Here is a 21006-nt window from a genome sequence, read left to right on the forward strand (position 1 = left end):
ATGAACCGTACGATTCGCCGGGGCCTCCATACCTTGATCACGACCATGGTGGGGGCCGTGATGCTGGCGTGCGCAGGCCACGCTTGGGCTCAGAAGGCCAATGAATGCCTCGAGACAACCGAAGATGGCAAAGTCACGCGGATGAGCAATGTGTGCGGTCTGGATATCTCGGTGGCGTATTGCGCTTTGGCCAAGCCCAGTGTGGTGCCGGTTTGTGGGTCACAGGCTAACCGAGGCAACCCGTACTACACAAACATGAGAAACCTCAAGCCAGGCGAGAGAGCTGATGTGTCCGCTTCCAAGTTGGCGACCGCCGTGTGTCTGGGCAAGATCAATGCCTGGGCGACCAAAGGCTTCTTCAAGGCCGAAGCCGATGGCCGTTTTGAATGCCTCCAGCCCAGTCATTCTGCTCAGCCGGATGACGTGATTGCTACGGCGACCACCCGTGAGGCTGCGTGCAAACTGGCGTCGGCCAGCGCAGATCAGAAAGACGGTGGAGTCCAGCCTGTCTGTGAATGTGCTGCGCTCAAAAGTGGCCGGGTCTTCGCCTGCAAAGCCGCCAAGGAATCGGCGGAGCTGGATCTGCTCAACGCGCCGGGATGGTTGCTTCGTTTCATTCACTGGAAAGGCGAAGACATCCGCACATGTGATCCGGAGCGCGACCCGAACAAGTGTGTGCGGACGTTCAAGCAACCTTCAATTGGAATCGGCTCCAGAGGGTAAAAGGCCGTCGCCCCCTCAAGGCGCCACCTTGCTCTTGATGACGCGGGCCAAGCCTTGCGGCAACTTATCGAGCGAGCCCAGCACATGCGGCAGAAGCTTGAGCTTCAGGCCGGAAAAGGCATTGGGCACCACCGCCTCGATCAAATGCGGCCCTGGGCTGCGCAGCGCGTATTCCAACGCATTGGCGAACTCTTCTGCCGTGGTGGCCCGCACCGAGTGCACGCCCATGCCATTGCCCATCTGCACAAAGTCCACCCCTGGGTTGTTCAGGTCCAGTTGCGACAAGGCTTTTTCGCCCTTGCCGGTGGCGCCCACGCGTTGCAGCTCCACATTCAAGATGGCATAAGAGCGGTTGTTGAAAATCACCGTGGTCACGTTGAGCTTTTCGCGCGCCATGGTCCACAGAGCCTGGATGGTGTACATGGCCGAGCCGTCGCCACACAGGGCCAGCACAGGCCGATCCGGGCAGGCGATGGCCGCGCCCACCGCGTTGGGCAAGCTTTGCCCAATGGCGCCGCCCGTCAGGGTGATCACGTCATGGTGCGGCGCGCCGCGCGTGAAGCTGGGCAGCATCACCCCCGAGGTCTGCGCTTCGTCCACGATGATGGCGCGCTCGGGCAGCAAATGCCCAATGGCCTTGCACACCTTTTCGGCGGTCAACTTGCCACGCGGGCGATCGGGGCGCACCGCTTCCTGCAGCACGGGGGCCACCGAGTCAGCGCCCAGGTGAGTGCTCAGTCGTTCCAACGACCCGACCGCGTCTTGCGTGAAACCCGCCAGGGTGTGGACCTGGCAGCCCTCGGGCACCAAGTAGCTCTTCTTACCCGGGTAGGCAAAGAAGGACACGGGGGCCTTGGCATCGACCAGAATGAGGTGTTCGTAGCCCGCCAACTGTACTGACGCCAACTCGGCCAGATAGGCAACGCGCTCGACATGAGGCAGGCCTGCGCCCCGCTCGATGCGGGTGGGAAACACCTCGGCAAACAGCTTGGCGCCGGTTTGTGCGGCAATGCGGCCCGCCGCCATCAGGGCCGGCGCGCGCAGGGCGCGGCCGCCCAGCAAGATCGCCGTCTTGCGACCCGAGCGCAGGGCTTGGGCCACTTCGGCCATGACCGCGTCATCGGCACAGGGGGCAGGCTGCAACACAGGCGGCGCCGCGGGCACGCCCCCCTCGCTCCACGACACGTCGGCCGGCAGGATCAAGGTGGCCACTTGCCCAGGCGGGCCCATGGCCGCGCCAATGGCTTCTGAAGCATCCCGGCACAGCGCCTCGGTGCTTTGCGAGGTGCGGACCCAGCTCGACACATTGCGCGCCACGGTTTCGATGTCGGACTGCAGTTGCGCGTCGTAGGGCACATGGTGCGTGGCGTGATCGCCCACAATGTTCACAATCGGCACCTTGCCTTTGCGCGCGTTGTGCAAGTTGGCCAGGCCATTGCCCAACCCGCAGCCCAGGTGCAGCAAGGTCGCGGCTGGTTTGTCGGCCATGCGGGCATAGCCATCAGCCGCCCCCGTGGCCACGCCTTCAAACAAGGCCAGCACCGCCCGCATGCGGGGCTCGTGGTCCAGCGCCGCCACAAAGTGCATCTCGGACGTGCCGGGGTTGGTGAAGCAAACTGTCACCCCGGCATCGACCAGGGTCTTCATCAAAGCTTGAGCGCCGTTCATAAGAGGTCTCCTTGTGGATCTTGTCGGTCAATGCGCCGCACGAGCGGCTGGGGCCTCGCTGAAGCGCCGCATGGTGAAGGCAAACAGCAAGCCGCCTACATACATCAGCACGCCATACAAGGCACCGGGAATGGCCATGGCGTCGTCTTTCAACACCGAGCTGGCCATGACCAGCGAGAGCGCGGCGTTCTGCACCGCCGTCTCAATGCCCAGGGTGATCGATTGGCTGCGCGACAAACGGGCCAGCCAGGCCACCCCGAAGCCCGTGCACAGCATCGTCAGATTCAACACCAACGCAAATGGGGCCAGCGAGGCAAAGTTGTCGCGGACCAGATGCCAGTTCTTGATCACGGCCAGCACCACGATGATCACGAACAGCAGGGTGGCCACACGCGTGGCCCGAGGTTCAAATCGCAATGCCCAGGCTGTCCAGCGATGGCGTACGACCATGCCCAAGGTGACCGGCAAACCCATCACCACGGCCACCTGCCCCATCATCAGGCCCACGGGCACCTCGACTGCACGCGCCGCGCCCATGAAATGGGCCAGGGCTGCCGTGACGATGATGGGCAAGGTGAAAATGGTCATCACACTGGCCACGGCGGTGAAGCTCAAGGCCAGGGCCACATCACCTCGGGCCAGATACGTCAACAGGTTCGACGTGGCCCCCGTGGGGCAAGCCGCCAGCAGCATGAAGCCCACGGCAAACACCCCGGTCACGCCCAGCGAGGTAAGCATCAGGTAGCACACCGCGGGAAGCAGCACGAAATGGCACAGCACCCCCACCAGCAAAGCGCGAGGTTGCCGAAGAATGCGCTGGAAATCGTTCACCGTCAGCCCCAGGCCGAGCGAGAACATGATGAAGCCCAAGATCAGGGGCAGCAGAACGCTGGAAACAATGTCACCTTGCACAGGGGCTCCTCAGGTCTTTGGTTGATTCAATGCTTTCGCAAACCGCCGGCTCATGCGCCGGCCACAATCGACTTGGCCGCTGCCCGCGCCGTCAAGATGCAGCCAGGCAGGAAGGTGCCTTCCAGCGAGCGCTTGCCATTGGCGCCACCGCCGCCAAAGCCCGCAGCCTCGCCCACACAGTACAGGCCCGACACAGGCTGCGCAGAGCGGTCCAGCACCCGGCTTTGCAGATCGGTCTGCAGCCCGCCCAGGCTCTTGCGGGTGATGAGCTGCATGTGAATGGCAATGTAGGGGCCCGCCCCTTTCATCTGCAGGGGGGCAGGTGCGCAAGTGCGCAGCTTGTCGGGCCCCCACTGGCGGGCATGCATCACGCGGCGAATCTGGTCGTCGTTGTGAAGCTTCCTACCGTTGGCAAAGTTGGCGTCAAAGGCATCGGCCGTGGCTTGCAGCACGGCGGGGTGCACGTCTGCGGTGCCGTACAAGCTCTGGGTGAGGGCATTCATCTGGCGGGCCAGGCCTTCCAGGGTGTCGTCCACCAGGAAGTGCGGGCTTTCGCGCTGCATCTGGCGAACCAGACGGTCGTTGTGGGTCAGCATCTCGAACACGAAGCGCAGGAACTGCTTGTCGCGAATGCGGGGGTTGTGCTCGGCCCCTGATACCGCAAACTCAGTCGAGGCGATGCGCCAGTTCAGCAGTTGCCAGGTATAGGGCTTGGCTTGCACGGCCACACGCTGACACAGCTCGTGCGTGTCAAAGCCGGTCACCAAGGGCTCTGGGCCGATGCGGTGCCCCGTGTGGTCCAGCCACAGCGCCGACTTGCAGGGAATCAAAGACAGGCCATGCCCCTCGAAATGCGGCTGTGGGTGGGGAATGCCGGCCGCATAGTTCCACATCTCGCCCGCGTGGGTGATACGGCCGTCCAACTGGTCTTCCACCAGGTGGTGCAAGCGGCCATCGGCAAACGGGTGGGCACCATTGAGCATGGCAGCCGGGCGAGGGCGGTGCGTAGGCCAGTTGGCCACGGTTTCGGCATGCGACCCATTGATGCCGCCGATGGCCAGCACCACCACCGGCGCGTCCAGACGCACCTCGGCGCCCGTGGCTTCATTGACGGCCACGGCACCCGACAAGGCCCCGGCACTGCGCTCCAGCGAGGTCACGCGGTGGCGGCTCAGAATCTGCAGGCGCCCGCCCGAGTCGGCCCCCTTCAGGGCCGCGATCATGCAGCGGGTCAACTCGCGCGAAGTGCCCCACACCACGTGGTAACGCGGCACGCTGTTGCCGTTGCCATACAGGCCGCGCTCCACCCAGTTCACCGCCGGCATGAACTTCAAGCCATGCGCCAACAGCCAGTCATACACCTCGGTGCGCGAATGCTGCACGTAGTACTCGGCCCATCGGCGGGGGTAGACATCGTGTTCGCCCAGCTCGCCAAAACGCAGCCAGTCGGCCAAGGCGCGCTCAGGGGTGTCCGGGATCTTCATGCGGGCTTGCAAAGGCGTGCCCACCAGGGCCATGCCACCGAAGGCCCACAGCGCCAGGCCCCCCAGGCGCTCGGGGGTGTCGCGGTCCACCAGCACCACGCGCTGGCCCGCTCGCAAGCATTCCAGGGCCGTGACGATGCCCGCCAGGCCGCCGCCCACCACCAACACGTCAGACTGAAACCGTTGAGTCATGCGCTGTCTCCCTCTCTTGAAGGCGCACCCTATCGGCTTATGATGCCCAGAAATTGACCTGACAGGACAGAGTATTTGACCTCAGAGGCCACCGTTTCCATGAGCTGGGTGCACACCGTGCTGGGCGAAGCACGGCGCCAGGGCCTGGGCGACACCACCGTGCTGGCGGCCGCCGGCATCCGGCCGGAGGAACTGCAGCAGGACCGCTGGCCCATTGACCACATCACCCGGCTGTGGCGCGCAGCCGCCCGCCTCACCCAAGACCCGGGCTTTGGCTTGAAAGCCGGCGCTTTGGTCGGCCCGGCCAGCTTCAATGTGGTGGCCTTCATCGTGCAGTCGGCCGCCACCTTGCGGCAGGCGCTGAACGTGGTCCAGAAGTACCAAAGCCTGATTTCCGACGGCGGGCGGTTCCAGCTGCTGCCCGGCCCCACAGCCAGCTGGTTGGTCTACCACCCCCGGCAGGGCGATCTGGCCTTCAGCCCGCACCAGATCGAAGCCGTGCTGGCGGCCGTGGTCAGCGCCACCCGTTGGCTCAGCCCCCAGCCCATTCGCCCCAGCCTGGTGCGATTCAGCCATGAGCAGGTGGGCCCCTTGAGCGGCTACCGCGAGGTCTTTGCCTGCCCCATCGAATTCAGCCAGGCCTACAACGGCTTGCTGATCGACAACACGGTGCTCGACCACCCCTTGCCGCAAGCCAACCCGCAACTGGCGCAGGTGCATGAACAATACGCCGCCACCCAGCTGCACGCCATGAACCAGGCACAGGATTTCGACCAGGCCGTGCGCCAATGGATCGCCACCCACATGGGCCCTCCGCTGCCCACGCGGGCCGATGCCGCCCAGGCCTTTGGCTTGAGTGAACGCACCCTGGCACGGCGGCTGCAGGCCTGCCACACGCACTTTGGCGAGGTGCTTGACCAGGTCCGGCGAGACCTGGCCCTGCAGCAGGTCAGCGGCACCCAGCGCGCGCTGCGCGACATCGCCCACGACCTGGGCTTTGCCGAGCTCAGCCCGTTTTACCGCGCCTTCCAGCGCTGGACCGGCACCACGCCGGCGCGCTGGCGTCAGGGCTGATCGCCCTTGGCTTGCAGCTTGTCTTGGGTGCGCAGTTCGAAGTCGCTCGCATCATGGCGCTCGTGCAGCTGCTCTGACAGCTCGCCCCAGGTGCGGTTCACCATGCGCCCACGCTGAACGGCGGGCCGCTGCGCGATCTGCTCAGCCCAGCGCACCACATGGGTGTAGCTGCGCGCCTGCAGAAATTCGCAGGCGTTGTAGTCGGCCCCGTTGTAGAGCTGCCCCAAGGCCAACGCCCCATACCAGGGCCAGATGGCCATGTCGGCCACGCTGTAGTCGGCCCCTGCCACAAAGGGGTGCTCGGCCAGGCGGCGGTTGAGCACGTCCATCTGCCGCTTGGCCTCCATCGCGTAGCGGTCAATCGCGTATTCGATCTTCACCGGGGCGTAGGCATAGAAATGCCCGAAGCCGCCCCCCAGGAAGGGCGCACTGCCCATCTGCCAGAAGAGCCACGACAGGCACTCGGCACGCTGCGCCGGCTCGGTGGGCAGGAAGGCCCCAAATTTTTCGGCCAGGTACAGCAGGATCGAGCCCGACTCGAACACCCGAATGGGCTGTGCACCGCTGCGGTCCATCAGAGCCGGAATTTTCGAATTGGGATTGACCTCGACAAAGCCTGAGCCAAATTGCGCACCCTGGGTGATCGGAATCAGCCAGGCGTCATATTCGGCCCCTGCGTGGCCCAGCACCAGCAACTCTTCCAGCATCACCGTCACTTTCACGCCGTTGGGCGTGGCCAGCGAATACAGCTGCAAGGGGTGCTTGCCCACGGGCAATTCGGCCTCGTGTGTGGGGCCGGCAATGGGGCGATTGATGTTGGCGAACTGACCGCCATTGGCCTGCTTCCAGGTCCAGACAGCAGGCGGCGTGTAAGTGGCCGCAGGGCTGGTTTCAGAGGGCTTTGTGTTCATGCGGATCAGGTTAGCAAAGATCCATCACGCCCCGGCGAGCTTTTCAGAATACCCCTGTTTTGCGCAGGTGTGGGCCCCTGTTACATGAAAGTCGCAGGAAAACGCCGAACCATGAAAAAGGGGCTTATTTGACTCACCAAACCTGGCCCGTTTTCTGCATGATGGGCAACAGCACTTCTGCAGTACATCGGAGGGTGGCACCATGAACTGGTTCGACAACGTCTCATCAGACTGCGATCAACCCATCGCGCCGGCCCGGCTGATGGAAGGGCACTGGCGGCACCGCCTGCACCCCTATGGCGACCTCTTGCTGTGCCGGGTCGTGATCGATGCGGCCGAACCCCGCGTGGTGGCCGCACAGGTCATGGACCACGGCGTGGTGGAAGACCTCGACAGCAGCGATCTCGAAGACCTCACCCAGGTCATGCAGGCCGAAGATGTCTTCCTGCGCCCCCAAGCCTGGGGCTTCAGCCCCTGCTCGATGTTGCCCGACTGGGCTCGCCCGTCTTTCAGCGAAAGCCAGATCGCAGAACTGGAGCGCATCCAGGGCTATCTGATCGAGGCGTCGGAAGACACCGTCGACAACGTGCTGGAGTTGCGCGATGAATTCCTGCGCGGCATTGGCGTGACCGACAAGCACATGCACCGCGCCGTGCGGCAAAACGACTACGACGCCCCGCGCCGCAAGGGCGGGCGCAACCTGGTCAACTGAGCCGTCGGCGGCGCCGGTTCAAGCCACTGCGGCCAGAATCGGCGCGGGCGACACAAACGAGGGCTGCAAGAACGGGTTGCCCTGAATCAGCACAATGGCTGCCGTGGGAGCGGCCGCCAGTGCAAACAGCCCGATCGACACGTACAGCGCTCGGGGGTTGTCCACATGCACCACCGCAATCGACAGCAGGGTCAGCAGGCCCAGAAACGCCATGCCCAGCCATTTCAAAGGGTTCACGTGCATCTGGCTCAGGCTGATGCGCTGATCGCGGTCATGCCGAATGTCGGACACCTTGTCGAGCAACAAGGCGTGGGCGTTGTGGCCCAGTGAAGCGGCCACACGTGGGTCCAGAGCCATGCGCAGCAGGGCATTGGCCTGTTGATCGGCCTCGGGGCTGGCCTGGCGCACGGCCAGGCTGTCCCACTCCTGCGCCCCAGCGTGCGCATAGGCTCGCACCGCGTTCAAGAAGGGGCCACGCAAGGGCTCGTCCAACTGCCCACCCAGCACCACCAAACCGCGCAGGGCATCGGCCTCGTGAAACACCGCAGCCGTGGCCTTGTCATGGGCGCTCCAGGTGTCGTTGGCAATGAAGGCCAAAGTCAGACCGAACAGCACCCCCAGCACGTTGATGAACGGCGGAGCCACCCCACGCAAAGCCTGAATGCGCCCCCGCCAAGGCGATGAGCGCATCAACCAGACCACCGCCAGCACCGCCCCCAAAGTGCCCAGCATGGCCACCGCGGCATAAAGGTAATGGTCGTAAGGGTTCAAAGGGGTGAGCAGCATGAAACAAAGCCTGCAATGAGCCAAAGCCCATTATCTTCCCAGGGTCATGCACTCAGGGTCCACAGCCCCCAGATCACGGCCCAGCCACTCAAGATCCAACAACCGAGCAGTCCCACAGCAGTCCAGGCCCACCACAGCGGGCTGCTGAGCAAGACGGCCGAACCCAGGCGCCAGGAGACCGACACGGCGGTGAACACCCCATCGCGGGTGCGCACCAGACGGGTGCTTTCCTGGCGCGTGACCTGGCCCAGGCCGCGAGCCATGGCTTCGCGCAAGCCCGCCACGTCAGACAAGGCCTCGGCCAAGGTCAAGCCGGGCAGCACACAGGCCGCCCCCACCAATGCCGTGAACCCGGCCAGCCAGCCATGGCCCCCGTGCCACCACAGGGCCACCAGGCCCAGGGTGGCCAGCGCCCCCATCAGCGACACCCAGGTGATCCACCGTGCTGCGCCCGCGCCCAAGCGCTCCAGTCGGGTCAGCCAGACTTGAGACGGTTCACTCATGCGTTCAAGCCTTGCATCCAATCGATCAACACCTGCGCCGCAACGGTTTCCAGCCCTGGCGCCCAACGCTGCGCTTGTTGCCGCAAGCTGACGACGTCCAGCCCGGCTGCAGCCAACTCACCGGTGTGCCCGATCAGCCAGCGCTCGAAAGTGCGGGCCTGCGCCTCGATGTGAAACTGCAGGGCCAGCACCTGGGGGCCCATCTGAAACGCCTGATGCGCATACACCTCAGAAGAGGCCAGGCATTGCGCCCCACGTGGCAAGTCGAAGGTGTCGCCATGCCAATGCAGCACAGGCACGCCTTGCAAATGCTTCAGCGGCGACTGTTGCCCCGCAACTGTCAACTGCAGCTCGCTCCAGCCAATCTCCTTGGTCCCACCGGGGTACACGCGGCCACCCAGGGCCTGCGCCATCAACTGGGCGCCCAGACAAATGCCCAGGGTGGGCTTGTGCGCCTGCAAGCGGCGGCGCAAGGCCTCCAGCTCATCGTTCAGAAACGGGTACCGATCGGCCTCGTACACGCCAATGGGCCCACCCAGCACCACCAGCCATTCGGCTCGGTCGATGGCCGCGCCCACATCGTCCACCCCCGCTTGCACCACCTCGATGGCGTGGCCCCGTTCACGCAACACTGCCTCGAACGAGCCCAGATCTTCAAACGCCAGGTGTTGAACCACCGTGACGGTCGCCGGTTGATGCACCATGCCCAGCCTCCTGAACAGCCCTTGTTGAGAATCAGGCGGCCATGATGCCAGTGATCGGCCGCCTGCAAGGCAAAGACCTTAGCGCAGCACGACGCGAGGGAAGTCCACCGGCACCTCGAAGGCCACATTCACATAGTTGGTAAACAAGTTCAGCGCCACATGCGCAAGGATCTCGACCACCTGCTCGTCGTTGAAACCCACCTCATGCAAATTGGCCACGTCGGCATCGGTGATCTGGGCCCGGTTCTCCACCACCTTCAGGGCAAAGGCCAAGGCCGCCGCCGTGCGAGGATGATCCGAACGACCCACCTGCGCCGCGGCCATTTGCTCCGCGGTGGCTCCCGCTTGCTTGCCCAGCATGGTGTGCGCGGCCAGGCAGTATTCGCAGGCATTGCGGTTGGCCACCGCCACCGCAATTTGTTCGCCCAACTGGGCGCCCAGCGTTCCGCCCCCCAAGGCCCCGAAAAATCCCCACATGGCTTGCAAGGCGGCAGGGGAATTGCCCACCGCTTTGAACATGTTCGGCGTCATGCCGAAGGCCTGCTGCACCTGGCTCAGCAAAGGCTGGCTGGCGGTCGGTTGAAGTTGCGTTTGCAAGTTGACGCGTGGCATGGCTTGTCCTTTCAGTTGATTCGATCTGGTTGACTTGGACACCGGCAAGTGCGCTGGTGTGACGTCAGTTTGCGCAAACCCATTGAACTGATGGATACTTTGCGTACGCATTTCAGCTCATTTCGTACAAGTCATGCCAACCAAAGAGCCCGCCTCCCACCCCATCGACCGGCTGTCAGGCCTGCTGTCACGCTTTCGGGTGCAGGCTCAGTTGCATCACACCGGGGCGCTGTGTGGGCTGACCCATTTCGATGCCCGCGAAGGACATGGCTACCTGCATGTGCTGCGGCGTGGGCACTTGAAGGTCACACACCCCGGTGCGCGCGGCATCCCCAAGGCGGTTGAGCTGAGTGAGCCCACCCTGCTGTTCTACCCACGCCCCCTGACGCATCACTTCCACAACCCGCCACGCGACGGGTCCGACTTCACCTGCGCCCGACTGGCTTTCGACGGCGGCCCTGACAACCCCTTGGCCCGAGCTTTGCCCGGCTTCATGGCCGTGCCGCTGGATCGCGTGCCCGGACTGGCCTCCGCCCTGGATTTGCTCTTTGCCGAAACCGACCACGTACGCTGCGGCCAACGGCTGCTCGCTGACCGCTTGTTCGAAGTGGTGGTGTTGCAGCTGCTGCGTTGGTTGCTCGACCATCCGCAGCAAGCGGGCATCCGATCTGGCTTGATCACCGGCCTGTCTGATCCCAGGCTGGCTCGCACCCTGGTGGCCCTGCACGACGCCCCCGGCGACGCCTGGTCGCTGGAACGCATGGCCGAATGCGCCGGCATGTCGCGTACGGCTTTCGCCAACACCTTCCGCGAAGTCCTGGGCCAAACCCCTGCCGACTACCTGTCAGACTGGCGCATGGCCCTGGCACAAAGCCGATTGCGCGAAGGCTGCGCCATCAAACTGCTGGCCGAAGAGCTGGGCTACGCCAACCCCTCCGCCCTGACGCGCGCGTTCACGGCCAAGGTGGGGGCATCGCCTCGCGATTGGTTGAAGATGCAATGAGCCCAAAACTCGTCGCCCCTTGATGTCAACTCAGGCGGCTGTACATGCCGGTGACCTGGTCCATCACCTTCAAGATGTTTTCGCTGCTGACGAACACCTCACGCGCTCGCACTGAGGCGTTCGATGCATCACCTACGCGAGCCAGGGCATTGTCGAAAAACACCCATTGCTGCCGCACCAGCTCCAGTTGCTCACGAATGGCCACCGTGGCTTGGGGTGCGGCGGTCAAGGTCTGCAAGGCCTGCTCGAATTCATGGCGTGCCACATCCAGCTCTTGCAGCTGTTCCGGGCTGGCCACGCCCCAGGCCTTGCTCAGATAGAACTTGGCCATGCGTTGCGACAGCATGCGCTGGCGCCCAGCCATGTTCACCAAGCGGCCCACAGCCCGACCTGAATACGCTTCCATCTGCACGGTGCCCTGGTGCGCCAACTTCAGCACCCGCGCATCCAGCGCCAACAGGTCCGCCGCAGCCCCCCGGTCCGGCGCGCGCCCCACCAGCACCGTCTTGTAGTCGCTCCACACCCGCTCCAGCGAGGCATAGGTGGTTCGGATGTCCGCATTCGGTGCATAGGCCTTCAGTTCAACCAACTGTCGATCAAACAAGGCCATCGAATCGGCCATGATTTTCTCGGCCCGTTGCGCGTCTACCCCCTGGCCGGTGGCCAGCCAGGCCTTGGCCATGCGTTGCGACAGCATGCGCTGGCGCCCCGCCTTGTTGATCGCATCATTCACCCCCACCACCTGGGCCCCCGCAGGCAAGCACAGACTCATGCCCATCGCCATGCCCAGCCCACCCTTCAGCCACAACCGGCGATTCAGGTCGAATTCCATTTCCATTTTGTAAACCTCAGCACTTCAAAAACAACGCTGAAGCGTTAGCAGGATCCGGACCAACGGCTAACCCAGCCTGGCACGCGGTCACGATTAACATCGCGCCATGCACATCTCTCAACGCGCCCAATCGATCACGCCCTTTCTGGCCATGGAGTTCGGCAAGCACGCCGCCGCCTTGGAAGCGCACGGGCACCGTGTCATCAAACTGAATCTGGGCGAGCCCGATTTCGGGGCACCCCCCGCCGTGCTGGCCGAACTGCAGAAAGTGGCACAACAAGCCTTGCCCTATACCGGCGCACTGGGTTTGACGGCGCTGCGAGAGGCCATTGCCGGCTTCTACCAAACCATGCATGGCGTGACCGTTTCGCCTGATCGCATCGTGGTCACGGCGGGTGCGTCAGCGGCGCTGCTGCTGGTCACCGCCGCCCTGGTTGACCCAGGCGACGAGGTGCTGGTGGGCGACCCGTCTTACCCCTGCAACCGCCAGTTCCTCAGCGGCTTTGGCGCCGATGTGCGGTTGGTGCCCACCGACGCCACCTCTCGCTTTCAGCTGGACCTGGCGGCCGTGCAACGCCACTGGAGCGCACGCACTCGGGGCCTGATGATGGCCACGCCCTCGAACCCCACCGGCACCTCGGTACCGCCCGCCGAACTGGCCGCCATTTGCGATTGGGCCCGCCGGCACGATGCCTGGCGCATCGTCGACGAGATCTACCTCAACCTCAGCGATGCCGATGCCAACGGCCACCCCGCACCCACCGTGCTGGCCCGCGACCCGGATGCCATCGTCATCAACAGCTTTTCCAAGTATTTCGGCATGACGGGTTGGCGCCTGGGCTGGGCCGTGGTGCCGGAGGCGCTGGTCCCTGCGATGGAACGCCTGGCGCAGAACTACTACATCTGCGCCTCCACCCCGGCACAGATGGCCGCGTTGGCCTGCTTCACGCCGGAATCGCTGGCCGTGTGCGAAGCACGCCGTGCCGAGTTCGCCGCGCGTCGGGCGCTGGTCTTGCAAGGTCTGGCTGATGCCGGCCTGCGCGTACCGGTTCTGCCCGATGGCGCGTTCTACGTTTACATCGATGTCAGTCCCACCGGGCTGGACGCGATGCAGTTCTGCGAACGGGCGCTGCAGGAAGCCCATGTGGCGCTCACGCCCGGATACGACTTTGGCCCCAGCAGTGGGGGCCAGCACGTTCGGCTGTCGTATGCCGCGTCGCAAGACGAGCTCAGGGAAGGGCTGGCTCGTCTGGCTCGGTTTGTCAGCACCTTGAAGTAGGCGGCATGGCCTGGCCATGCCGGCCTCTCCTTACTTCTTCAGGTCAAACCGATCCAACTCCATCACCTTGTGCCAGGCGGCCACGAAGTCTTGCACCATCCTGGCCTGACCGTCTTCCTGGGCATAGACCTCGGCAATCGCGCGCAACTGCGCGTTCGAGCCAAAGATCAAGTCCACCACGGTGGCCGTCCACTTCACGGCCCCGGTCTGGCGATCACGGCCTTCCAGCACATTGGCATCGGCGGCCGAGCGCTGCCAAGCCGTGCGCATGTCGAGCAGGTTGACAAAGAAGTCGTTGCTCAAGGTCTCGGGGCGCTGGGTGAGCACGCCGTGTTGGCTGGCGCCCGTGTTGGCATTCAAGGCACGCAGCCCCCCGACCAGCACGGTCATTTCAGGCGCCGTCAGCGTGAGCAACTGGGCCTTGTCGATCAGCATCTCGGCGGCGTACTGCTCCACTCCCTTGGCCACGTAGTTGCGGAAGCCATCGGCACGGGGTTCGAGCACGGCAAACGATTCCAAGTCGGTCTGATCTTGGGTCGCATCGGTGCGGCCGGGGGTGAAGGGCACCGCCACGTTATGGCCGGCCTTCTTCGCAGCGGCTTCAATGGCCGCACCACCGGCCAGCACGATCAAGTCAGCCATTGACACCTTCTTGCCACCGGTTTGCGCTGCGTTGAAGGCTTGCTGGATGGCTGTGAGCTGGGCCAGCACCTTGTCGAGCTCAGCCGGGTTGTTGGCAGCCCAGTTCTTTTGCGGTGCCAGGCGAATGCGCGCCCCGTTGGCTCCGCCGCGCTTGTCGCTGCCACGGAAGGTGGCGGCCGAGGCCCAGGCGGTGTTGACCAACTGGGCCACGCTCAGGCCCGAGGCCAACACTTGCACCTTCAAGGCGGCCACATCCTGGGCATCGATCAAGGGATGATCCACCGCCGGCACCGGGTCTTGCCACTTCAGCACTTCAGCCGGCACGAGCTTGCCCAGGTAGCGGGCACGTGGGCCCATGTCGCGGTGGGTCAGCTTGAACCAGGCACGGGCGAAGGCATCGGCGAACTCGGCCGGGTTCTGGTGGAAGCGGCGTGAGATCTTTTCATAGGCGGGGTCGAAGCGCAGCGAGAGATCGGCCGTGGTCATCATCGGCGGGTGCTTCTTGCTGGGGTCGTGCGCATCGGGAATCAGGTGCTCGGGCTTGCAGTTCTTGGGCGTCCACTGGTGGGCACCGGCCGGGCTCTTGGTCAGCACCCACTCGTTGCCGAACAGCACATCGAAATAGCCGTTGTCCCACTTGGTGGGGTTGGGCTTCCAGGCGCCTTCGATGCCGCTGGTGGTGGTGTGCACGCCCTTGCCGGTGCCGAACCGGTTGATCCAGCCCAGGCCCATGGCTTCCACCGGCGCGGCTTCGGGCTCGGGGCCGACCAAGGCCGGATCGCCCGCACCGTGGGCCTTGCCGAAGGTGTGGCCACCGGCCACCAGGGCCACGGTTTCCTCGTCGTTCATGGCCATGCGGGCAAAGGTTTCGCGCACGTCGCGGCCCGAGGCCACGGGGTCAGGGTTGCCGTCTGGCCCTTCCGGGTTCACGTAGATCAGACCCATCTGCACGGCGGCCAAGGGGTTGTCCAACTCGCGCTCGCCTTTGTAGCGGCTGTTGGCTTCCTTGCTGCTGGCCAGCCATTTGGTCTCCGGGCCCCAGTAGGTGTCTTCACCGGGTTCCCAGATGTCTTCGCGGCCGCCGGCAAAGCCGAAGGTCTTGAACCCCATCGATTCCAAGGCCACATTGCCGGCCAGAATCATCAAATCGGCCCATGAAATCTTGTTGCCGTACTTTTGCTTGATGGGCCACAACAGGCGACGGGCCTTGTCGAGGTTGCCGTTGTCTGGCCAGCTGTTGAGCGGGGCGAAGCGCTGCGCGCCTTCGCCAGCGCCACCACGGCCATCGGCAATGCGGTAGGTGCCGGCCGAGTGCCAGGCCATGCGAATGAACAGCCCGCCGTAATGGCCCCAGTCGGCTGGCCACCAGTCTTGCGAGTCGGTCATCAAGGCATGCAGGTCTTTCACGACCGCATCCAGGTCGAGCGACTTGAAGGCTTCGGCGTAGTTGAATGTCGTGCCCAGAGGGTTCGCCTTGGGCGAGTGCTGGTGCAGGATGTTGAGGTTCAGTTGCTCAGGCCACCAGGTGCGGTTGGTGGGAGCGGCGGCGACACGGGTCTGCGGGTTGGCAGCGTGAAACGGGCACTTGGATTCGGCGCTCATGGGCTTCTCCTGTTCTGTCAGTCAGCGGGGGTACTGAAAGGCAGTGTAGGAATCGAAACCCGTGCCGGCAAGGCAGAAAAAGCTATGACGGTGATTGGCTCATCCGAATGAAAACACCGAACACCACGCTTGCCTAGGCAGTCAAAGCCTTGGCGTGGTGCGCAAAGTGGTCGCCCAGGAAGGTCGCGATGAAGTAGTAGCTGTGGTCGTAGCCGGGCTGGCGGCGTAGGGTCAGGGGGTGACCCACAGCCTGGCAGGCTTGCTCCAGCAGCTCAGGCCGCAACTGGGTGGCCAGAAATTCGTCGGCTTCTCCTTGGTCAACCAACAAAGGCAGTCGTTCCGACGCCTTGGCGATCAGCGCCACGGCATCCCACTCGGCCCAAGCGTCGGGGTCTGGCCCCAGATAGGCCGTCAGCGCCTTCACGCCCCAGGGCACCTGGCTGGGCGCCACGATGGGCGAAAACGCCGACACGCTCTGGTAGCGCCCAGGGTGGCGCAAGGCCGTGATCAAGGCGCCATGCCCGCCCATCGAGTGCCCCATGATGCCGCGCTGGCCGTTCGTGGCAAAGTGGGCATCGACCAGGGCAGGCAGCTCCAGCGCCACATAGTCCTGCATGCGGTAGTGGGCAGCCCAGGGCGCCTGCGTGGCGTTCACATAAAAGCCCGCGCCCTGGCCCAGGTCATAGGCCGAGTCATCGGCCACGCCTTCACCACGGGGGCTGGTGTCCGGCGCCACCACGATCACACCATGGTGTGCCGCATGGGCTTGCGCACCGGCCTTGGTGATGAAGTTCTGCTCGGTGCACGTCAGGCCCGACAACCAATACACCACCGGGCAAGGCTCGCCCCGGGTCGCTGCCGCGGGCAGGAAGATGCCAAATCGCATCTCGCAATTCAGCACCTCGGATCGGTGCTTCCACACCTCCTGGCGGCCGCCCGCACAGCCATGCAATTCAATGCGTTCCATGTTCAGGCTCTCAAGGGCTTCAGAAATGAATCACGGTGCGGATCGACTTGCCTTCGTGCATCAAATCAAACGCTTCATTGATGCGGTCCAGCGGGTGGGTATGGGTCACGAATGGGGCCAACTCGATCTCGCCCTTCATGGCTTGTTCGACCATGCCGGGCAATTGCGAACGGCCCTTCACCCCACCAAAGGCGGTGCCCATCCATTTGCGCCCGGTCACCAACTGGAAGGGGCGGGTGGAAATTTCCTGCCCCGAACCGGCCACACCAATGATGACGGACTGGCCCCAGCCTCGGTGTGCGCACTCCAGCGCCGCGCGCATCACCTGCACATTGCCAATGCATTCAAACGAATGGTCCACGCCCCAGCCGGTCATCTCCACAATCACTTGCTGAATGGGCTTGTCGTGGTCTTTCGGGTTCACGAAATCAGTGGCTCCGAAGTGGCGGGCCAGTTCGAACTTGGCAGGGTTGGTGTCAATCGCGATGATGCGACCCGCCTGGGCCTGCTTGGCGCCTTGCACCACAGCCAGGCCAATGCCGCCCAGGCCGAACACGGCCACCGTGTCACCCGGCTGCACCTTGGCGGTGTTCTTCACCGCACCCAGGCCGGTGGTCACACCACAACCCAGCAGGCACACGTGCTCGTGGTTGGCCTCGGGGTTGATCTTGGCCAGCGACACCTCGGCCACCACGGTGTACTCGCTGAACGTGGAGCAGCCCATGTAGTGATAGATGGGCTTGCCCTGGTAGGAAAAGCGGGTGGTGCCATCGGGCATCACACCCTTGCCTTGCGTGGCGCGCACCGACACACACAGATTGGTCTTGCCGCTCTTGCAAAACAGGCATTCGCCACATTCAGCGGTGTACAAAGGAATGACATGGTCGCCGGGCTTCAGCGAGGTCACCCCTTCGCCCACCTCCACCACCACACCCGCGCCTTCGTGGCCCAGCACGGCGGGGAAAATGCCCTCGGGGTCATCACCCGACAGGGTGAAGGCATCGGTGTGGCACACGCCAGTGTGCGTGATGCGCACCAGCACCTCGCCTTTGCGAGGCGGTTCCACGTCGATTTCAACAACCTGCAAAGGCTTGCCGGCCTCAAAGGCCACCGCGGCACGGGATTTCATCGTTGGGGCTCCTCATTTCAGATCCCGCAACGTTAGCGCAATTCTTCAGCCCTCACCCTCAGCAGGGTGAGGTTTCTTCAAGGGCGATGCGCCAGGCTCTGCAAGCACTGCCGTGCCATCTGCTCAGCTTGAACAGCGGCATCCAAGGGGCTCAGGCACAAGCCTGCCACCTCGTAGCGCGTGTTTTCGTAGATCTGGGCCGTGGCTGGAAAAATGCCCAAGAGTTGGGACAAGGCCGCGTCATCGGCTCGCAACGCCAGTTCATGCTCAATGTGCTGCACCAACTGGCGGTACTGCGTCGGGTTTGGCGCTTGCGCGCTGCGATCCATGCGCTCGAGCAGCGCAGACAAATTGACAAGGTTTTGCAGCGTGGCTGGCAAATGAACCACGCGCACCTGCGAATCACTGGCTTGGGTCATGGTTGCGTCAAACACATCAGTTCATTCAAGTTCAGAAATCAGGGCACCTCCGCAGAATTCAAGATCTGCCCCCCAAACTGCCCCCATCAAATAAAACCCGCCTGGGTGTGACATGCCGCACGGATTCCTCAGGCCAGGTGGTGCAATCTTGAAGTGCTTGCGTCGAATACCGACCATGGCCCGATCTCTCCTAGCCCGCATTGCCTGCGCCCTGCCTCACGACAACGAGGCGCAGGCCCTTCGCATGTCACGCTTTCTGATGGCGTTGGCCACCTACGCCATCACCATCGTGCTGACCAGCCTGGCCTCGGCATTGGGCTTCGTCGAGCAGAAAGCCATCTGGATCATGACGGCGGCCATCGTCGTCGTGAACCTCACTTTCTATGCCCTGATCCGTTTCGACTGGAACCTCAAGTTCAAGGACCCCAGCCTCACGCAGGAGCAAATCTTCGCGTGCTGCTTCGTGGGCATCATCCCGGTTCACTACGCCCAGACCGAAGCCCGCGGCATGTTCCTGATGATGTACATCGTGCCCATCACCTTCGGCATGTTCAAACTGAACCTGCGACAGATGATCCGCATTGCCTTCTTTGGGGCGGCCTTGTATGCGGTTGACACCCTCTGGGGCCTGTACGTTGGGAATTCGGGCCTGAACCAGCGCGCCGAGTTGCTGCACCTGGCCGTGCTGTGTGCCGTGCTGCCCTGGTTTGCCGCCTTCGGGGGCTACAACAGCGATCTGCGTCGGCGCATGCGCGAAGCCCGTGTGGCCGCTGAAATTGCCAGCCAATCGAAAAGCGAGTTCCTGGCCAACATGAGCCACGAGATTCGCACCCCCATGAACGGCGTCATCGGCATGCTGGGCTTGCTTCTGGGTACCGACCTGAAGCCTCAGCAGAAGGAATTCGCCGAAGTGGCGCGCGGCAGCGCAGAAAGCCTGCTGGGCCTGATCAACGACATCCTCGACTTCTCCAAAATCGAGGCAGGCAAGCTCGCAATCGAGCCCATTCCGTTTTGCATGCGCAACCTGGCCGAGTCTCTGGCCGAGTTCCAGCTTCTGGCCGCCGAGAAAAAAGGCCTGGACCTGATCCTGCGCGTTGACCCGCAACTGCCCGAGCATCTGGTGGGCGACCCCGGTCGCATCCGCCAGGTCATCTCGAATCTGATGAGCAACGCCATCAAATTCACCAAAGAAGGCGAAGTCATCATCGAGATCGAGCAAGCGGCCCCGACCGACACCCTGGCTCACCTGCGTGTCAAGGTTACCGACACCGGCATTGGCTTGACGGAGGAACAACGCAAACGCCTGTTCCAGAAGTTCTCACAGGCCGACACCTCCACCACCCGTGTTTATGGTGGAACGGGCCTGGGTCTGGCCATCTCGAAACAGCTGGTCGAGCTGATGGGCGGGGAAATCAATGTCGACAGCGAGCCCGGCCACGGCAGCACCTTCTGGTTCACGCTGAACTTGCCCGTCGACCCCACCGCCGCTGACGCGCAAGCCGACCAGCAGACTGGCCCCAGCCCTCATGCCGGGGCTCGGGTGCTGCTAACCGCCCCCCACCCCCTGACCCGCCAAGTGCTGCGCGAGGAACTGGAACGGCTGGGCTACGCCGCCACCGAATGCGAAGGCGGCTTTGACGCCTTCAATGCCATTCAAGACGCCGCCGACGATGGGCAACCGTTTGACGTGGCCATTCTGGCGCTGAACACCGAAGGGCTGGATGGCCTGACTCTGGCCACCTCGCTGCAAGACGACCCCGTGCTGAAACGCACCCGCCTGATCGCCTTGGGCCCCTCGTCACGCCAGTCTGATATTCAACCCTTCAAGGATGCCGGCTTCACCGCCTACCTGTGCAGCCCCATCCGGCGGCGTGATGTCAGAACCCTGGTCGATGCCACCCTCAGCCCGCCACCGCGCCCGCTGGACTTCATCACCCGCCACGGGCTCACGGCCCTGCTGGAAGAAAGTGACACCCGCACCCCGCATGCGCGCTCATTTGCCAACTGCCGCATTCTGGTGGTCGATGACAACGCCGTGAACCAGAAGGTCGCGGCCATCATGCTGCAGCGCTATGGCTGCATGGTCGACGTCGCAGCCAGTGGCATCGAGGCATGCAACATGGTCAACATGCTGCCCTTCGATCTGGTGCTGATGGACTGCCAGATGCCCGAAATGGATGGCTATGAAGCCACCAAGCAGATCCGCCAGCGGGAAGCCGATACCCAAGCCACCCATCGCTTGCCCATCATTGCCCTGACCGCCAATGCCATGGAGGGCAATGCCGAGCGCTGCCTGGCCGCCGGCATGGACGACTACCTCAGCAAGCCCATTCGCCCAGAAGCCTTGCTTGACAAGCTCAGCCAGTGGCTGCCGCTGCGCACCGAATCTGGTGTATCGGCCGCTCAAGCCAATGCCCCGGAATCCCCAGCCACTGCGCCAGCTACCCCGCGAGCCAGCCACGCTGGCTTTGATGAGGTCAAGGCCTTGCTGGGTGACGACTTTGCCCCTCTGGCCCAGACCTACGCTGACGACATGACCCAGAAAGTCAATGAACTGACCCAACTGGTCCGCAACCAGCAGTGGCCCGAAGCCCATGCTCTGGCCCACCTGTTGAAAGGCAGCTCACTGTCCATGGGCGCCAGCGAGCTGGCGGCTGTGTGCAACGACATCGAAGTGGCCAGCAAGGCAGCAGACTCCATCGGAGCAAACCAGGCCCTGGCCCATTTGCAAGCCATCGCTGAGATGACGCACAACACCTTGCGCGCTTATCTGGAAGAAGCGGTCGCGTAATCAACCCACACGGGGAGGCCCAAAGGACTTGGGCCACAGAACGCCATCTGCCAATGGGCAC

General features: G+C 63.7%; 19 protein-coding genes. 6 read left to right on the forward strand and 13 right to left on the reverse strand.

Going from position 1 to position 21006, the window contains the following annotated elements:
* Entirely contained in the window at window positions 1-723 is a 723-nt protein-coding gene (locus VFW72_RS04765; protein WP_329673126.1) for a hypothetical protein, read from the forward strand.
* 15 nt (window positions 724-738) lie between these two features.
* On the opposite strand, the gene VFW72_RS04770 is transcribed toward VFW72_RS04765, so the two are convergent.
* The 3 genes from VFW72_RS04770 to VFW72_RS04780 are packed head-to-tail and all read right to left on the reverse strand — an operon-like array spanning window position 739 to window position 4979.
* On the reverse strand, window positions 739-2391 hold the full coding sequence (locus VFW72_RS04770) for an acetolactate synthase large subunit (RefSeq protein WP_329673127.1): 1653 nt from the start codon (window positions 2389-2391) through the stop codon (window positions 739-741).
* 27 nt (window positions 2392-2418) lie between these two features.
* Window positions 2419-3303, reverse strand: a complete 885-nt coding sequence (locus VFW72_RS04775) for a bile acid:sodium symporter family protein (RefSeq protein WP_329673128.1) — start codon at window positions 3301-3303, stop codon at window positions 2419-2421.
* 50 nt (window positions 3304-3353) lie between these two features.
* Entirely contained in the window at window positions 3354-4979 is a 1626-nt protein-coding gene (locus tag VFW72_RS04780) for an FAD-dependent oxidoreductase (RefSeq protein ID WP_329673129.1), read from the reverse strand.
* Between the two features lie 99 nt (window positions 4980-5078).
* Here VFW72_RS04780 and VFW72_RS04785 point away from each other — a divergent pair, with 99 nt between their 5' ends.
* Window positions 5079-6053: an AraC family transcriptional regulator gene (locus tag VFW72_RS04785; protein WP_329673130.1), complete on the forward strand. Its 975-nt coding sequence runs from the start codon at window positions 5079-5081 to the stop codon at window positions 6051-6053.
* On the opposite strand, the gene yghU is transcribed toward VFW72_RS04785, so the two are convergent.
* Window positions 6044-6964: a glutathione-dependent disulfide-bond oxidoreductase gene (gene yghU, locus VFW72_RS04790; protein ID WP_329673131.1), complete on the reverse strand. Its 921-nt coding sequence runs from the start codon at window positions 6962-6964 to the stop codon at window positions 6044-6046. The two genes, VFW72_RS04785 and yghU, sit on opposite strands and share 10 nt — an antisense overlap.
* 202 nt (window positions 6965-7166) lie before the next feature.
* Here yghU and VFW72_RS04795 point away from each other — a divergent pair, with 202 nt between their 5' ends.
* A complete protein-coding gene (locus VFW72_RS04795) occupies window positions 7167-7676 on the forward strand; it encodes a hypothetical protein (protein ID WP_329673132.1) in 510 nt (169 codons plus the stop codon).
* Window positions 7677-7694: 18 nt separating this feature from the next.
* Here VFW72_RS04795 and VFW72_RS04800 read toward each other — a convergent pair whose 3' ends face one another.
* The 4 genes from VFW72_RS04800 to VFW72_RS04815 all read right to left on the reverse strand — a co-directional run bounded on the left by VFW72_RS04800 (window position 7695) and on the right by VFW72_RS04815 (window position 10281).
* Window positions 7695-8462: a hypothetical protein gene (locus tag VFW72_RS04800; protein ID WP_329673133.1), complete on the reverse strand. Its 768-nt coding sequence runs from the start codon at window positions 8460-8462 to the stop codon at window positions 7695-7697.
* Between the two features lie 44 nt (window positions 8463-8506).
* Complete coding sequence (locus VFW72_RS04805) at window positions 8507-8965, reverse strand: hypothetical protein (RefSeq protein ID WP_329673134.1); 459 nt, start codon at window positions 8963-8965, stop codon at window positions 8507-8509.
* Window positions 8962-9669 carry a glutamine amidotransferase gene (locus tag VFW72_RS04810; protein ID WP_329673135.1) on the reverse strand — a complete coding sequence of 236 codons (708 nt, stop codon included), beginning with the start codon at window positions 9667-9669 and terminating at the stop codon, window positions 8962-8964. The genes VFW72_RS04805 and VFW72_RS04810 overlap by 4 nt, the downstream gene beginning before the upstream one ends.
* A 78-nt stretch (window positions 9670-9747) precedes the next feature.
* Window positions 9748-10281, reverse strand: coding sequence for a peroxidase-related enzyme (locus VFW72_RS04815; RefSeq protein ID WP_329673136.1), 534 nt, complete (start codon window positions 10279-10281; stop codon window positions 9748-9750).
* A 133-nt stretch (window positions 10282-10414) separates the two neighbouring features.
* On the opposite strand from VFW72_RS04815, the gene VFW72_RS04820 reads away from it, so the two are divergent.
* A complete protein-coding gene (locus tag VFW72_RS04820) occupies window positions 10415-11284 on the forward strand; it encodes an AraC family transcriptional regulator (protein WP_329673137.1) in 870 nt (289 codons plus the stop codon).
* 25 nt (window positions 11285-11309) lie between these two features.
* Here VFW72_RS04820 and VFW72_RS04825 read toward each other — a convergent pair whose 3' ends face one another.
* A complete protein-coding gene (locus tag VFW72_RS04825) occupies window positions 11310-12122 on the reverse strand; it encodes a type IV pili methyl-accepting chemotaxis transducer N-terminal domain-containing protein (RefSeq protein WP_329673138.1) in 813 nt (270 codons plus the stop codon).
* A gap of 100 nt (window positions 12123-12222) precedes the next feature.
* Here VFW72_RS04825 and VFW72_RS04830 point away from each other — a divergent pair, with 100 nt between their 5' ends.
* Complete coding sequence (locus tag VFW72_RS04830) at window positions 12223-13395, forward strand: aminotransferase class I/II-fold pyridoxal phosphate-dependent enzyme (RefSeq protein WP_329673139.1); 1173 nt, start codon at window positions 12223-12225, stop codon at window positions 13393-13395.
* Between the two features lie 30 nt (window positions 13396-13425).
* Here the strand turns inward: VFW72_RS04830 and katG are convergent, their stop codons facing one another.
* The 4 genes from katG to VFW72_RS04850 all read right to left on the reverse strand — a co-directional run bounded on the left by katG (window position 13426) and on the right by VFW72_RS04850 (window position 18154).
* Window positions 13426-15639: a catalase/peroxidase HPI gene (katG, locus tag VFW72_RS04835; protein WP_329673140.1), complete on the reverse strand. Its 2214-nt coding sequence runs from the start codon at window positions 15637-15639 to the stop codon at window positions 13426-13428.
* Between the two features lie 133 nt (window positions 15640-15772).
* Window positions 15773-16606 carry an S-formylglutathione hydrolase gene (gene fghA, locus VFW72_RS04840; protein ID WP_329673141.1) on the reverse strand — a complete coding sequence of 278 codons (834 nt, stop codon included), beginning with the start codon at window positions 16604-16606 and terminating at the stop codon, window positions 15773-15775.
* Between the two features lie 19 nt (window positions 16607-16625).
* Window positions 16626-17735 carry an S-(hydroxymethyl)glutathione dehydrogenase/class III alcohol dehydrogenase gene (locus VFW72_RS04845; protein ID WP_329673142.1) on the reverse strand — a complete coding sequence of 370 codons (1110 nt, stop codon included), beginning with the start codon at window positions 17733-17735 and terminating at the stop codon, window positions 16626-16628.
* A gap of 77 nt (window positions 17736-17812) precedes the next feature.
* Complete coding sequence (locus VFW72_RS04850) at window positions 17813-18154, reverse strand: hypothetical protein (RefSeq protein ID WP_329673143.1); 342 nt, start codon at window positions 18152-18154, stop codon at window positions 17813-17815.
* A gap of 175 nt (window positions 18155-18329) precedes the next feature.
* Here VFW72_RS04850 and VFW72_RS04855 point away from each other — a divergent pair, with 175 nt between their 5' ends.
* Window positions 18330-20945 (forward strand): hybrid sensor histidine kinase/response regulator, encoded by a 2616-nt coding sequence (locus VFW72_RS04855; protein WP_329673144.1) that lies wholly within the window; start codon window positions 18330-18332, stop codon window positions 20943-20945.
* Window positions 20946-21006 lie beyond the last annotated feature (61 nt).

This window comes from Aquabacterium sp., from assembly GCF_036273115.1.
Classification (GTDB): Bacteria; Pseudomonadota; Gammaproteobacteria; order Burkholderiales; family Burkholderiaceae_C; genus Aquabacterium.

Coding starts and splice junctions, on each gene's coding strand:
- VFW72_RS04765 (WP_329673126.1), top strand. CDS start 1: ATGAACCGTACGATTCGCCGGGGCCTCCATACCTTGATCACGACCATG.
- VFW72_RS04770 (WP_329673127.1), bottom strand. CDS start 2,391: ATGAACGGCGCTCAAGCTTTGATGAAGACCCTGGTCGATGCCGGGGTG.
- VFW72_RS04780 (WP_329673129.1), bottom strand. CDS start 4,979: ATGACTCAACGGTTTCAGTCTGACGTGTTGGTGGTGGGCGGCGGCCTG.
- VFW72_RS04785 (WP_329673130.1), top strand. CDS start 5,079: ATGAGCTGGGTGCACACCGTGCTGGGCGAAGCACGGCGCCAGGGCCTG.
- yghU (WP_329673131.1), bottom strand. CDS start 6,964: ATGAACACAAAGCCCTCTGAAACCAGCCCTGCGGCCACTTACACGCCG.
- VFW72_RS04795 (WP_329673132.1), top strand. CDS start 7,167: ATGAACTGGTTCGACAACGTCTCATCAGACTGCGATCAACCCATCGCG.
- VFW72_RS04800 (WP_329673133.1), bottom strand. CDS start 8,462: ATGCTGCTCACCCCTTTGAACCCTTACGACCATTACCTTTATGCCGCG.
- VFW72_RS04805 (WP_329673134.1), bottom strand. CDS start 8,965: ATGAGTGAACCGTCTCAAGTCTGGCTGACCCGACTGGAGCGCTTGGGC.
- VFW72_RS04810 (WP_329673135.1), bottom strand. CDS start 9,669: ATGGTGCATCAACCGGCGACCGTCACGGTGGTTCAACACCTGGCGTTT.
- VFW72_RS04815 (WP_329673136.1), bottom strand. CDS start 10,281: ATGCCACGCGTCAACTTGCAAACGCAACTTCAACCGACCGCCAGCCAG.
- VFW72_RS04820 (WP_329673137.1), top strand. CDS start 10,415: ATGCCAACCAAAGAGCCCGCCTCCCACCCCATCGACCGGCTGTCAGGC.
- VFW72_RS04825 (WP_329673138.1), bottom strand. CDS start 12,122: ATGGAAATGGAATTCGACCTGAATCGCCGGTTGTGGCTGAAGGGTGGG.
- VFW72_RS04830 (WP_329673139.1), top strand. CDS start 12,223: ATGCACATCTCTCAACGCGCCCAATCGATCACGCCCTTTCTGGCCATG.
- katG (WP_329673140.1), bottom strand. CDS start 15,639: ATGAGCGCCGAATCCAAGTGCCCGTTTCACGCTGCCAACCCGCAGACC.
- fghA (WP_329673141.1), bottom strand. CDS start 16,606: ATGGAACGCATTGAATTGCATGGCTGTGCGGGCGGCCGCCAGGAGGTG.
- VFW72_RS04845 (WP_329673142.1), bottom strand. CDS start 17,735: ATGAAATCCCGTGCCGCGGTGGCCTTTGAGGCCGGCAAGCCTTTGCAG.
- VFW72_RS04850 (WP_329673143.1), bottom strand. CDS start 18,154: ATGACCCAAGCCAGTGATTCGCAGGTGCGCGTGGTTCATTTGCCAGCC.
- VFW72_RS04855 (WP_329673144.1), top strand. CDS start 18,330: ATGGCCCGATCTCTCCTAGCCCGCATTGCCTGCGCCCTGCCTCACGAC.